Here is a 12,921-nt window from a genome sequence, read left to right as displayed (position 1 = left end):
GCGTGGTGACACGTGGAGCTGACGGATACTAATCGATCGAGGACTTAACCTAATGTGATACCCAAAAGAAGGAACACGGAAGTGTTCTCCTGTGAAACTTGTGACTGTGTTATCTGGTTTTGAGAGAGCAATCTCTTACAACTTGTCTGGTAATGATGGCGAAGAGGCCACACCCGTTCCCATACCGAACACGGAAGTTAAGCTCTTCAGCGCCGATGGTAGTTGGGGGTTTCCCCCTGTGAGAGTAGGACATTGCCGGGCACCCGAAAGAACAGCTGATCAAATCAGCTGTTCTTTTTTTGTGTGATTTTTGTTAACGCGTTTCTTTATATTAACCGATGCAGATCTTTTTTTCTAAATATTGTAAGTTTGGATTGCTTCTTAGTAAAATGGAAGGGACAAGGGGGAAGGTCAGATGAATGAGATTAGGAATAAAATAGAAGACATGCTTGATCATGGAGAAATCGTTTTAGCATCTTTCCATTGTTCGTTAGAAATCTTTATCTACCGAATTGTTCCATGGCCTGGAGTATTGACTGCTACGAATAAACGGGTTCTATTCTATGCGGAGGGGTTTATGGGCAAAGGAAATGAAATCGTAAATGAATATCAATATGAACGGATTCACTCTATTAAATTTAAAAAAGAACTTTTCGGCTCTAAAATGGTTTTTGCCTATGACAGTGAATGGTATAAATTTTTGCATGTAAAAGAAAATGATGCAGATACTTTCATGGAGGCCGTGAAAGAATATAGTGTAAAAGGGAGCTTCCAGTAAGAAGTTCTCTTTTTTATCATACTATCATAACCTCTGTTTGAGGTGTTTGGACAGTAGAATGTGAATTCTGCTTGTTAAGAGAGTGGTTCGGCCAGTAGAAGGCCCCTTTTGGACAGTAAACACCCGATTTCGGAGAATAAGCAGGAATATTGTTGCTGATTCGTTCAAGGAAAAATGCCTACTTTTAAGTGCAGAATTTTATAAAAGGCCGTCATTAAAAGAAAACCAGATATTTAAAACATAAAAACGTCCCCGAAAGCAGCAAAATAGGTCTCTAAGTCAATAAAATCAAAAAAAGAAGCTGACAAGCATAAGTGCCTGTCAGCTTTTTTTACAAATGATGTTTTTCTTCCCGCTGCCTACGGTTTCTTAGTTTAAAGAATAAGAAAAAGTTCTGTACTACTGTTTTTAAAGCGGAATAGAAAGGAATTGCAACCAAAATTCCAATGAATCCGTAAAGTGATCCTGCAACAAGCAGCAATAGCAGGATAGTCAGCGGGTGGACATTCAGCCTTTTTCCCATTACATGCGGGGAAACAAGGTTTCCTTCGATCTGCTGCACTGCAACGAGAACAATCAACACTTTCAGAGCCATAATCGGGCTCTGCTGAAAGGCAATGAAGAGTGCTGGAAGTATACCGATAAAAGGACCGAGAAATGGGACAACAGTTAAGAACGTTGCAAAGACGGCGAGAATCAGTGCGGAATCAAGGCCAATGATCAAATACCCAATATACATCAGGACACCGTCGACACAGGCAACGATAAACTGTCCGATAATATAAGCAGATAGAGTCTTGTCTACATCTACTAATATTCTGTTTCCTTCAGCCTCATGTTCTTCAGGAAGAAACCTCATTAAAAATGGTCTTAGTTTATGATCATCCTTGAGGAAATAGAAAAGAATAAAGGGAACGACAACTAGAACAGTAGCAATACTTGCAACAGTGGAGATGACATTAAACATATTGCCCGCAAGCTTCTGCGAAATGACGCTTATGTATCCCATTGCTTTCTCTTTTATATTTCCGCCTGAGCCAAAGAACTGGTTGGCGTTTAGCATCTTCATTGATTGAGAGGAAAGCTGACCAAATTTTTCCGGGAACTGTTTCGTCAAATTTTGAATCTGCCCGGCAATCATAGGACCAGTTATGTAAATGGCTAGTGCAATCAAGCCGAAAACGGTACCGAGGACAATAAGAATACTTATTGTCTTTGGCAGCTTTTTAGATAAAAGGGACACAACTGGTCTAAATATGTAATAAAGAAAACCTGCAATCAATACAGGGAAAAACAGAGTGGCAATAAATTTTTGAAAGGGCAATAAGAAATAATCGATTTTACCCAGAAGAAAAATGATGATAAGAGCAAGGATGAATCCTGTTGCGTATTTAAAGTAAGGCTTATTAATCCACAATGAATGCTCCTCCTTTTAGTTAGTAAAGATCCCTATTCCTCTATCATTCCTGCTTTTCCACAATTTGAAACTAGCGTTATTTGGAAGAGAAGTATTTTTCCTATAGCTTTTAGATGTTAATCCTGTTTAAATAAGGGAAACAGATAGAAATAACCGGATGCGAGGGGAAACAAAATGAACATAGTAGTCAGACAAACCGATGAAACAGGAAGAATTGTTGTCCCTAAAGAATTAAGAGAATCACTGGGACTGGAAGGAAAGCCGCTGGCCATTCATTTTCTGGAGGACAAAAAGGGTATAGCCGTTTGCGCTGCAAAATCACAAGCTGCTAAACGAAGCAGGAGGAAGCTTGATGACGAAGGTAGACTTCTACTCTCATCAGCGATCAGAAAACAGTTAGGATGGGGAAAAACGAAGCAGCTGGAAATCATTGCCGAAGAGGACACATTGCTCCTTCTTGAGCCTGCACGAAGATGCCAGATTTGCGGATCAGCTCGTTCTCTTTTGAATATTAAGGAATTCTACTTATGTGAAGATTGTCTTCATGACGGTAATGAAGTGATAAAAGAGCGCTGGAAGGCACTGCTCAGTGATTTAATGAAAAAATATCTTTCGAATTGTTCACATGCTTTGAAAGATGAGGATGACCGGGAAGCCGTTCACCACGCAAGGACGACAGGAAGAAAACTTCAAAGCCTGATGGAGTTCATAGGTGTTCAGAAGGAGCATTTTCTTGTGGAGTCGATAAGAGCTGCTCATGAGAAGCTTGGGAAAGTTAGAGATCAGGAGGTTCTTGCGGAAGCTTTTCATAAAAGAGCAGAGCAGGAAGAGGATGAAGGGATTGCTGGGGTTTATCTTGAGATGGCTGAGAAATCTGGCGGCAAGTCAAAGAAAAAGCTGGAAGACAAGCTGTCATCTATTATTAATGATGAGTTTAAAAAAAGATGGACGCACTTTATAGAAGATGAATTGTCAGGTTTTGTGCTTCCTCTTGAAGTAAACAGCCGCCTCTCTCACTATGAAAAAGCTTTTCAGGAAGAAGTTGGTCTTTACAGTAGAACTGCGAAGGCGCATGGCGAAATTTCCGGCAAAGGGATGGACGCTTTACACCAGGTCAGAATCAGAGCAAAAGGGCTCCGATATATTTACCAGTATGTAAATAGAATAGAAGAAGGCAGCTATAAAGAACGAGCGGACTTTTATAAAACGTTCCAAAAGCAATTTGGAGAGATAAATGACATAAAAACTTGGCTTGAGGAAATCGGCAAGCATCAAAAGAAGCTAAAATCCTCAAAAAAGGATATTCAGAGAGTAAAAGAGCAGTTGAACGATGAGTTAGCTGTGCTTGTGAAGAATGTTGATTTTAAGGAAGCGTAAGGGGGAGAGCGGATTGCTCTCTTTTTTGGTAAATGTAATATTATAACCAGGATATTGAAAATAGCGGCATCCCATTTTTAAAATATTTCATATACAGGTGCAGAAAAAACAATGATTAGGGGAATCCTGCTTAATAAGCAGGAATTTGCAAATTTCCCTTCACTGCTTCATTTTAAAAGGAATTAATCTCTCTTAAAAATATATGATAAACTGGACTTAAAGAAGAAATCATCAAAGGAGCAGCAAATGACAAGCACGCCGAATAGAAAAAAATTCGAATTATTGGAAAATGAAACCATTAATGACTGCCTTGATCGCATGAAGGAAGAGGGCTATTTTCCAGTAAGAAGGATGGAAGAGCCGATTTTTAAAGAAATTAAAAGTGCTAATGGTATTGAAATAGTTCCAGCCGGCAGACAAATTGTGTTCGAAGGCAGGCTGTCTTAAGACATTTTTTTAATCAGGACGATATATTGTTCAATTTATAAATGACACATGATTCTTCCAAGGCTGAACACTTAGTTAGTCCGATTCTTTTGAATTTTGCCCCATTTATTTCACAGTTTATAATAATGGCTGTTTTCGCAGAGATTGTTGTTTTTCGTACATGCTTTTTTCACGCATTTAGACAAGCATCGGGGCATCTTTTGCCCTGCCAATGGTTTCGAGACCTAAATATAGGGTCATGAGCAACCAATTTTTTGGAAAAGACTGGAATTTTTTGCTTAGATCATTATCCAATATTCTTGGAAGTAAGTTACCCAAAAGGCGAACATTCGTTAATTAGAACGATATATTGTTCGCTTTATGGTTGACACTCTGTTAAGAAACCTGCTATGATGGAGACAGAATAAATCGAAAAACTCTCATATAAATTTGGGGATATGGCCCGAAAGTTTCTACCTGGTTACCGTAAATGACCGGACTATGAGAGAAAGTACGTTGAACCAGCTTAGAGGACCAGTCTATGCCGGGTTTGTATTGCTTTCTCTCGCAATACAGGCCTGGCATTTTTTAATTCTTTGGAATTTTAGTTAATCATAGATTGCAAGTTACCTTTGGGGAGGGATTGGCGAATGAGCGCAGATGCAGCAGTCATTATGGGAAGCACTTCTGATTGGGAAACGATGAAGCATACGTGCGAGGTGCTTGATGAACTGTCCGTTTCTTATGAAAAGAAGGTTGTTTCGGCTCACAGAACACCAGATTACATGTTTCAATATGCCGAACAGGCTAGAGAAAGAGGATTTAAGGTTTTGATTGCCGGTGCTGGCGGAGCTGCCCATCTCCCTGGGATGGTAGCGAGCAAGACGACGCTTCCGGTTATCGGGGTTCCTGTTCAGTCAAAAGCACTAAATGGACTGGATTCACTGCTCTCTATCGTTCAAATGCCAGGAGGGGTTCCAGTTGCAACAGTTGCGATTGGAAAAGCAGGAGCAGTCAATGCCGGGCTCTTAGCCGCGCAAATCCTTTCTATCACTGATTCTGAACTTGCCAAAAGGCTCAGTGAAAGAAGAACAAAGCTTGAGCAGGCTGTGCTGGAAAGCAGTGAGAGCCTTGTCTAAACGCATTTTACCAGGGCAGACAATCGGGATCATCGGAGGCGGACAGCTTGGCAGAATGATGGCCCTTGACGCGAGAAATATGGGTTACCGGATTGCTGTTCTTGATCCGACTCCGGAATCACCGTGCGGGCAAGTGGCGGATATTGAGATTACGGCTGCCTTTGATGATTTAGATGCGATTAAAAAACTGGCTGAAATCAGCGATGTCCTAACGTTCGAGTTTGAGAACATTGATTACAATACTCTAAGCTTGCTTGAAGAAAATGCTTATTTGCCTCAAGGAAGCAGGCTTCTTGCTTTGACACAGGACAGAGAAACGGAAAAGGCAGCAATTAGGGAAGCGGGATGCATTGTTGCTCCCTACGTCATTCTTTCGGATAAAGATGAACTGGAAGGAGCTGTCCGTGAAATTGGGCTGCCTGCAGTGCTGAAGACCTGCAGAGGCGGATATGACGGGAAAGGACAGGCTGTTTTAAGGAGTGAGGAAGATCTTCCTTCAGCCTCCACTCTCCTTGATTATGGAAAGTGCATCCTGGAACAGCTGATCCCCTTTGAGCAGGAACTGTCTGTCATTGTGACGAGAAGCGTCTCTGGAGAAGTGAAAGCATTCCCTGCTGCTGAAAACATTCATGTAGAGAACATTCTTTATCAGAGCATCGTTCCAGCAAGAGTAAAGAAAGAGACAGAGAAGCTGGCGGAAGAGATGGCTTTGAATCTGGCTGAGAAGCTTGGACTTACAGGTACTCTTGCCGTTGAAATGTTTATAGCCGGTCCAGAAGAAATATATATCAATGAGCTGGCCCCGAGGCCGCATAATTCCGGACATTATACTATGAACCTTTGTGAGACCTCTCAATTTGAACAGCATGTCAGAGCGATATGCGATTTGCCATTAGGAAGCACAAAATTACTTCAAAACGGACTAATGGTGAACGTATTAGGCGAACATCTCGACGATATTTTAAAAGATCTTTCGTTTTTAAATGAAGCTGCGTTATACTTGTACGGTAAAAGCGAAAGCAGGCCCAAGCGGAAAATGGGGCATGTTAACGTTAAAACGGACTTCATTGAAAAGAGTATAGAAGAAATAAATAAACGGTGGGGCCGATAAAAGAACGGAGGATTTGAGATGATCGAACGCTATACAAGACCTGAAATGGGTGCCATCTGGACGGAGGAAAACCGCTTCAATGCGTGGCTTGAGGTAGAAATTTTAGCCTGTGAGGCATGGGCAGAGCTTGGTGTCATTCCAAAAGAGGATGCCCGTGTTTTAAGAGAAAAAGCTTCATTTGATGCAGACAGAATTAAAGAGATTGAAGAAGAGACAAGGCATGACGTAGTAGCCTTTACAAGGGCAGTTTCTGAAACACTTGGAGAAGAGAAAAAATGGGTGCATTACGGATTAACCTCTACAGACGTTGTGGATACAGCCTTGTCCTATCTCTTAAAGCAGGCCAACGAGATCCTGCGTGAGGATTTGAAGCGATTCATCGGCATTTTGAAAAATAAAGCGATTGAGCATAAAAATACAGTAATGATGGGCCGTACTCATGGAGTTCATGCCGAGCCGACTACTTTTGGTTTAAAGCTTGCTCTTTGGTATGAGGAAATGAAGCGGAATCTGGAGCGCTTTGAGAATGCAGCAAACGGGATTGAGTTCGGAAAAATCTCCGGTGCTGTTGGAACATATGCCAATATTGATCCTTTTGTGGAGCAGTATGTATGCAAAAAACTGGGCCTGACAGCTGCACCGATTTCAACACAGACACTGCAGCGCGACCGTCATGCGGATTACATGTCAACACTTGCCTTGATCGCTACCTCCATTGAAAAGTTTGCGGTAGAAATCCGCGGTCTTCAGAAAAGTGAAACACGCGAAGTGGAGGAGTTTTTCGCAAAAGGTCAAAAAGGTTCATCTGCTATGCCGCATAAACGGAATCCGATCGGCTCTGAAAATATGACAGGTCTTGCCCGCGTGATCAGAGGATACATGATGACAGCTTATGAAAATGTGCCGCTTTGGCATGAACGCGATATTTCCCATTCTTCTGCAGAACGGATTATTCTGCCTGATGCTACAATCGCCTTGAATTATATGCTGAACCGATTCGGCAGCATTGTGAAAAACCTGACCGTGTTCCCTGAGAACATGAAGCGCAATATGGGCCGTACGTTAGGGCTGATTTATTCCCAGCGTGTCCTGCTTGCTCTGATTGACAAAGGGATGTCAAGAGAAGCTGCGTATGACCTTGTTCAGCCGAAGGCAATGAAAGCCTGGGAAACGGAAACGCCATTTCGAAGCTTAATCGAAGCAGACGATGTCATTACTTCAAAGCTTTCAGAGGAAGTCATCGATGACTGCTTTGATTACCACTATCATTTGAAAATGGTGGATACCATTTTTGATAAATTAGGGCTGCACAACTGATATTTTTAAAATAAGAGAGCTTGCAAGGTTCTCTTATCATTTGATAATTCCCAATATTCCGAATAAAGGGGCTGTAAAAGTGGAAAAAGGCCAGCTGCTGTACGAAGGAAAAGCGAAACGAATTTTCGCAACAGAGAAACTTGATGAACTTCTTGTATCGTATAAAGATTCAGCAACAGCATTTAATGGAGAAAAAAAGGCAGAGATTAGCGGAAAAGGACGCCTGAACAACGAAATCTCTTCTATGCTCTTCACGGTGCTGAAGGAAAAAGGAATCGAGAGTCACTTTATCAAAAGGCTTTCAGAGACAGAGCAGCTTGTGAAAAAAGTAACCATTGTGCCTCTTGAGGTTGTTGTAAGAAACCTTGTTGCAGGAAGCCTTGCAAAACGCCTCGGTATAGAAGAAGGTACCTTAGCACCCCAGCCGATCATTGAGTTTTATTACAAGGATGATGCTCTCGGAGATCCCCTTATTAATGACGCACATATTGCATTTTTAAAAGCAGCAAGCGAAGAACAGGTTGAAGAAATGAAAAAAGCAGCCCTTGCCATTAACGAAGTACTTCTTAATCATTTTAAACAACTCGGAATTCGTCTAGTTGATTTCAAGCTTGAATTTGGCCTGACAAACAAGGGAGAACTTCTGCTGGCTGACGAAATTTCGCCAGATACATGCCGTTTGTGGGATTTAAAAAGCAATGAAAAATTTGATAAAGATGTGTTCCGGAGAAATCTCGGAAGCTTAACAGATGCTTATAAAGAAATCTTAAATCGATTGGGAGGCAAGCGGAATGTATAAAGTAAAGGTTTATGTAACTCTTAGAGAAAGCATCCTGGATCCGCAAGGGAAAGCAGTAAATCACGCACTTCACAGCATGGGATACGGGGAAGTGGAGGATGTCAGGCTAGGAAAGTTTATTGAGTTAACAGTTAAAAAAAGCGACAGGCCTCTTGATGAGACAGTCGAAGAAATGTGCAGAAAACTGCTTGCGAATACAGTCATTGAGGATTACCGATTTGAAGTGGAGGAGGTTGTTGCTCAGTGAAATTTGCTGTCATTGTTTTTCCAGGATCCAACTGTGATGTGGACATGTATCATGCGATAAAGGATGAGCTTGGAGAGGAAGCTGAGTACGTATGGCACGATACAGATGATTTAAGCGGATTTGATGCAATTCTTCTTCCTGGAGGATTTTCTTATGGAGATTACCTTCGCTCAGGCTCCATTGCACGGTTCTCAAACGTGATGACAGAAGTAACAAAGGCTGCAGGCAGAGGAGTTCCAGTCCTTGGTATTTGTAATGGCTTTCAAATTCTGCTCGAGGCAGGCCTTCTTCCCGGCGCGATGAAACGGAACGAAGCACTGAAGTTTACATGCAGTTCCTCCGAACTGACAGTTGAAAATGCAGACACACTGTTTACTTCAGCCTATGAAAAAAGGGAAACGATCCAGATCCCAATTGCCCATGGGGAAGGAAATTATTATTGCGATGAACGAACACTTGAACGTTTGATTGAAAAAAAACAAATTGCCTTCACCTACAATAACAATCCAAATGGCAGCTTGCAGAACATTGCGGGAATCACGAATGAAAAAGGAAATGTACTCGGCATGATGCCGCATCCTGAACGGGCAGTTGATGCTCTTCTTGGAAGCGCGGATGGCTTAAAGCTATTTCAATCGATTGTGAATAACTGGAGGGAAACCTATGTCACTACTTCTTGAGCCAGGTCAGGAGCAAATTAAAACAGAAAAACTCTATCAGCAAATGGGTATCAGTCAAGACGAGTTTTCAATGATTGAAAGCATTCTTGGAAGAACACCCAACTACACGGAAACCGGTATTTTTTCTGTGATGTGGTCTGAGCATTGCAGCTACAAAAACTCGAAGCCGGTTCTTCGGAAGTTCCCTGTGACAGGAGAGAAAGTGCTGCAGGGTCCGGGTGAAGGCGCGGGTATCGTCGATATAGGGGACGGCCAGGCGGTCGTTTTCAAAATTGAGAGCCATAACCACCCTTCAGCGATTGAGCCTTATCAGGGAGCTGCTACTGGTGTTGGCGGAATTATCCGTGATGTGTTTTCTATGGGCGCACGTCCTATTGCTCTATTAAACTCTTTACGATTCGGTGAGCTTGGATCCAAAAGAGTGAATTACTTGTTTGAAGAAGTAGTGGCAGGCATCGCAGGCTACGGAAACTGTATCGGCATTCCAACGGTTGGGGGAGAGATCCAGTTTGACCCTACCTATGAAGGAAATCCGCTAGTTAACGCGATGTGTGTCGGCCTGATTAACCATGAGGATATTAAAAAGGGGCAGGCAAAGGGAATCGGAAATACCGTCATGTATGCCGGTGCGAAAACAGGACGTGACGGCATTCACGGCGCCACTTTTGCATCAGAGGAATTGAATGACCAGTCTGATGAAAAACGTCCAGCTGTACAGGTCGGCGATCCATTTATGGAAAAGCTGCTGTTGGAGGCTTGTCTTGAAGCGATCCAGTGTGATGCGCTTGTCGGCATCCAGGATATGGGGGCTGCCGGGCTTACTAGCTCTGCCGCTGAAATGGCGAGCAAGGCAGGATCAGGAATTGATATGAATCTAGATCTTGTTCCGCAGCGGGAAACAGGCATGACACCATATGAAATGATGCTGTCAGAGTCCCAGGAGCGGATGCTTCTTGTCATTGAAAAAGGAAGAGAGGATGAAATTGTCCGCATTTTTGAAAAGTATGATTTGGAAGCAAAAGCAATTGGTGTTGTCACAAATGACCAGACATTGCGCGTTTGGCATAAAGGGGAAATAGCTGCGGAAATTCCCGTGGATGCCCTTGCTGAAGACGCTCCTGTTTACCAAAAGCCTTCGACAGAGCCTGTTTATTATAAGGAATTTCAGCAAATGGAAGCAGAAAAACCTTTTGTAGATGATATGCAGATAACCTTAAAGGAACTTCTTCAGCAGCCGACAATCGCAAGCAAAGAATGGGTGTATAACCAGTATGACTATATGGTCAGAACCAATACAGTTGTGGCACCGGGCTCTGATGCAGCCGTCCTCCGCATCAGAGGAACAAAAAAGGCGCTTGCGATGACGACAGATTGCAACTCCCGCTATATTTACCTTGATCCTGAAACGGGCGGAAAAATTGCCGTTGCGGAAGCAGCAAGAAACATTGTCTGCTCTGGAGGAATTCCGCTTGCGATTACAGACTGCCTGAATTTTGGAAGTCCGGAAAACCCGGAGATCTTCTGGCAGCTTGAAAAGGCTGTAGAAGGAATGAGTGCAGCCTGTCTTGCTTTTAGTGCACCTGTTATCGGAGGAAACGTCTCTTTATACAATGAAACAAATGGAACAGCCATTTATCCGACGCCTGTAGTCGGAATGATCGGTCTGATTGAAGATACAGACTATATTACAACCCAGCATTTTAAAAAAGCTGGGGATCTTATTTACCTAATCGGGGAAGCGAAGCCTGAATTTGGCGGCAGCGAGCTTCAAAAGCTCAAACACGGAAGAATTTTCGGCAAAGCGCCTGAACTGGATTTTCAAATTGAGAAAGACCGGATGAATGAGCTCACGCGAGCGATCAGAAAAGGACTTATTGCTTCCGCTCATGATATTGCTGAAGGAGGCGCGGCAGTAGCAATTGCTGAATGCACTTTTACAGAAAGCGGACTTGGAGCAAGAATCAAGCTTTCCGGTGATGCCGTAACAGCGTTATTCAGTGAAACACAATCACGGTACATTGTCTCTGTTGCCCGTGAAAACCAGGAAAAGTTCGAAGCAGAAGTGAAGGCAGAGCTTATCGGGGAAGTAACAGGCGACAGAAAGCTGATTGTGACGGGAACGGACAACAGCCACTTGATCCAAGCGGATACAGAAGAGCTAAAAAGGATCTGGAAAGGAGCCATTCCATGCTTGCTGAAATAAAAGGATTAAATGAAGAATGCGGTGTATTTGGCATATGGGGCCATCCTGATGCTTCAAAGATTTCCTATTATGGCCTTCACAGCCTTCAGCATAGAGGCCAGGAAGGAGCGGGCATCGTATCGACAGATGGGAAATCTCTTTTAGCCCATAAAGGCATCGGTCTGATTACGGAGGTTTTCCAAAATGGACAGCTGAAAGATCTTGATGGCCATGCAGCAATCGGACACGTCCGTTATGCAACAGCAGGAGGAGGCGGCTATGAGAATGTGCAGCCGCTCGTTTTTCGCTCAGAAAGCGGCGGGCTTGCTTTGACTCATAACGGCAATCTTGTGAATGCAACTCATCTGAAGCATCAGCTGGAAAGCCAAGGGAGCATCTTCCAGACGACCTCTGATACAGAGGTGCTGGCACATCTAATCAAGCGAAGCGGCTATTTCAGCCTGAAGGAAAAAGTGAAAAACGCCCTTTCCATGTTAAAAGGGGCTTATGCTTTTGCTATTTTAACGGAAAATGAAATGATGGTGGCCCTTGATCCGCACGGTCTCCGTCCGCTTTGCCTTGGTATGCTTGGCGACGCCTATGTTGTAGCGTCTGAAACGTGCGCGCTTGATATTGTCGGTGCTGAATATTTGCGTGATGTGCAGCCGGGAGAGCTTTTGATCATCAATGATGAAGGCCTTCAGTCAGAGCGTTTTTCAAGATCGAGCAACAGGGCGATGTGCAGCATGGAATACATTTATTTTTCCCGTCCCGACAGCAGCATTGATGGCATTAACATTCACACAGCCAGAAAAAACCTTGGGAAAATGCTTGCTAAAGAAGCTCCCCTTGAAGCAGATGTTGTAACAGGCGTCCCGGACTCCAGTATTTCTGCTGCGATCGGATTTGCTGAAGCGACTGGCATCCCTTATGAACTCGGTTTGATCAAAAACCGCTATGTGGGCCGGACATTTATCCAGCCTTCCCAGTCCTTGCGGGAGCAGGGTGTTAAAATGAAACTATCACCTGTCAGGGGAGTTGTGGAGGGCAAGAGAGTGGTCATGGTGGATGATTCTATTGTCAGAGGGACAACGAGCAGAAGGATCGTGCAAATGCTTCGCGATGCAGGCGCTAAAGAAGTCCATGTACGCATCAGTTCCCCGCCAATCAGCCATCCTTGTTTTTATGGAATAGACACCTCAACACATGAGGAGCTTATTGCGTCCTCGCACACACCTGAGGAAATCAGGGAAATGATCGGGGCCGATTCTCTCGTGTTTTTAAGCAAGGAGGGTCTTGTGAAAGGAATCGGCAGACCGTATGAGGGCGAGAACAAAGGACAATGCATGGCCTGTTTTACAGGGGATTATCCGACTGAAATTTATTCAGACACCGTTCTTCCCCATAAGAAGGAAGTGCGGCTGTAAGCTGCTTGAAAAAAGGAGGAA

Annotated in this window: 12 protein-coding genes, 1 rRNA gene and 1 riboswitch; of the genes, 12 read left to right on the top strand and 1 reads right to left on the bottom strand. The window is 43.4% G+C overall.

Annotated features, from left to right (window positions below; translation table 11 throughout):
- The first annotated feature begins 145 nt into the window (after positions 1-145).
- Positions 146-261, top strand: a 5S ribosomal RNA gene (rrf, locus tag ACOT8F_RS18305).
- 154 nt (positions 262-415) lie between these two features.
- Positions 416-778, top strand: a complete 363-nt coding sequence (locus ACOT8F_RS18300; RefSeq protein ID WP_421653379.1) for a PH domain-containing protein — start codon at positions 416-418, stop codon at positions 776-778.
- A gap of 331 nt (positions 779-1,109) precedes the next feature.
- On the opposite strand, the gene ACOT8F_RS18295 is transcribed toward ACOT8F_RS18300, so the two are convergent.
- On the bottom strand, positions 1,110-2,195 hold the full coding sequence (locus ACOT8F_RS18295; RefSeq protein ID WP_421653378.1) for an AI-2E family transporter: 1,086 nt from the start codon (positions 2,193-2,195) through the stop codon (positions 1,110-1,112).
- Positions 2,196-2,369: 174 nt separating this feature from the next.
- Between ACOT8F_RS18295 and ACOT8F_RS18290 the strand changes: the two genes are divergently transcribed.
- The 10 genes from ACOT8F_RS18290 (at position 2,370) to purF (ending at position 12,900) form a co-directional block, all read left to right on the top strand.
- On the top strand, positions 2,370-3,572 hold the full coding sequence (locus ACOT8F_RS18290; RefSeq protein WP_421653377.1) for a CHAD domain-containing protein: 1,203 nt from the start codon (positions 2,370-2,372) through the stop codon (positions 3,570-3,572).
- 246 nt (positions 3,573-3,818) lie between these two features.
- On the top strand, positions 3,819-4,019 hold the full coding sequence (locus ACOT8F_RS18285; protein WP_421653376.1) for an NETI motif-containing protein: 201 nt from the start codon (positions 3,819-3,821) through the stop codon (positions 4,017-4,019).
- A 399-nt stretch (positions 4,020-4,418) separates the two neighbouring features.
- Positions 4,419-4,520: riboswitch (purine riboswitch) on the top strand.
- 128 nt (positions 4,521-4,648) lie between these two features.
- On the top strand, positions 4,649-5,137 hold the full coding sequence (purE, locus tag ACOT8F_RS18280; RefSeq protein WP_421653375.1) for a 5-(carboxyamino)imidazole ribonucleotide mutase: 489 nt from the start codon (positions 4,649-4,651) through the stop codon (positions 5,135-5,137).
- The gene (gene purK, locus ACOT8F_RS18275) at positions 5,097-6,248 is read left to right on the top strand and encodes a 5-(carboxyamino)imidazole ribonucleotide synthase (RefSeq protein ID WP_421653374.1); all 1,152 of its coding nucleotides are present in this window, start codon (positions 5,097-5,099) and stop codon (positions 6,246-6,248) included. The genes purE and purK overlap by 41 nt, the downstream gene beginning before the upstream one ends.
- An 18-nt stretch (positions 6,249-6,266) precedes the next feature.
- On the top strand, positions 6,267-7,565 hold the full coding sequence (gene purB / locus ACOT8F_RS18270; RefSeq protein WP_421653373.1) for an adenylosuccinate lyase: 1,299 nt from the start codon (positions 6,267-6,269) through the stop codon (positions 7,563-7,565).
- Positions 7,566-7,644: 79 nt separating this feature from the next.
- Positions 7,645-8,364 carry a phosphoribosylaminoimidazolesuccinocarboxamide synthase gene (purC, locus tag ACOT8F_RS18265; RefSeq protein ID WP_421653372.1) on the top strand — a complete coding sequence of 240 codons (720 nt, stop codon included), beginning with the start codon at positions 7,645-7,647 and terminating at the stop codon, positions 8,362-8,364.
- Complete coding sequence (purS, locus tag ACOT8F_RS18260) at positions 8,357-8,611, top strand: phosphoribosylformylglycinamidine synthase subunit PurS (RefSeq protein WP_421653371.1); 255 nt, start codon at positions 8,357-8,359, stop codon at positions 8,609-8,611. The genes purC and purS overlap by 8 nt, the downstream gene beginning before the upstream one ends.
- Entirely contained in the window at positions 8,608-9,291 is a 684-nt protein-coding gene (gene purQ, locus ACOT8F_RS18255; protein WP_421653370.1) for a phosphoribosylformylglycinamidine synthase subunit PurQ, read from the top strand. Before purS ends, purQ begins: the two co-directional genes overlap by 4 nt.
- The gene (purL, locus tag ACOT8F_RS18250; protein ID WP_421653369.1) at positions 9,275-11,494 is read left to right on the top strand and encodes a phosphoribosylformylglycinamidine synthase subunit PurL; all 2,220 of its coding nucleotides are present in this window, start codon (positions 9,275-9,277) and stop codon (positions 11,492-11,494) included. The genes purQ and purL overlap by 17 nt, the downstream gene beginning before the upstream one ends.
- Positions 11,479-12,900: an amidophosphoribosyltransferase gene (purF, locus tag ACOT8F_RS18245; protein WP_421653368.1), complete on the top strand. Its 1,422-nt coding sequence runs from the start codon at positions 11,479-11,481 to the stop codon at positions 12,898-12,900. The genes purL and purF overlap by 16 nt, the downstream gene beginning before the upstream one ends.
- Positions 12,901-12,921 lie beyond the last annotated feature (21 nt).

The organism is Chryseobacillus diguaensis (assembly GCF_049220665.1).
GTDB lineage: Bacteria > Bacillota > Bacilli > Bacillales > Bacillaceae > Metabacillus_B.
Note: the sequence above shows the minus strand (reverse complement) of the source record. Positions and strands in the feature narration are given on the sequence as shown.

Excerpts from the sequence above, each read along its gene's own strand:
- purB (WP_421653373.1), top strand. The coding sequence starts at position 6,267 with ATGATCGAACGCTATACAAGACCTGAAATGGGTGCCATCTGGACGGAG.
- purS (WP_421653371.1), top strand. The coding sequence starts at position 8,357 with ATGTATAAAGTAAAGGTTTATGTAACTCTTAGAGAAAGCATCCTGGAT.
- purL (WP_421653369.1), top strand. The coding sequence starts at position 9,275 with ATGTCACTACTTCTTGAGCCAGGTCAGGAGCAAATTAAAACAGAAAAA.
- purF (WP_421653368.1), top strand. The coding sequence starts at position 11,479 with ATGCTTGCTGAAATAAAAGGATTAAATGAAGAATGCGGTGTATTTGGC.
- ACOT8F_RS18285 (WP_421653376.1), top strand. The coding sequence starts at position 3,819 with ATGACAAGCACGCCGAATAGAAAAAAATTCGAATTATTGGAAAATGAA.
- ACOT8F_RS18300 (WP_421653379.1), top strand. The coding sequence starts at position 416 with ATGAATGAGATTAGGAATAAAATAGAAGACATGCTTGATCATGGAGAA.
- purE (WP_421653375.1), top strand. The coding sequence starts at position 4,649 with ATGAGCGCAGATGCAGCAGTCATTATGGGAAGCACTTCTGATTGGGAA.
- ACOT8F_RS18290 (WP_421653377.1), top strand. The coding sequence starts at position 2,370 with ATGAACATAGTAGTCAGACAAACCGATGAAACAGGAAGAATTGTTGTC.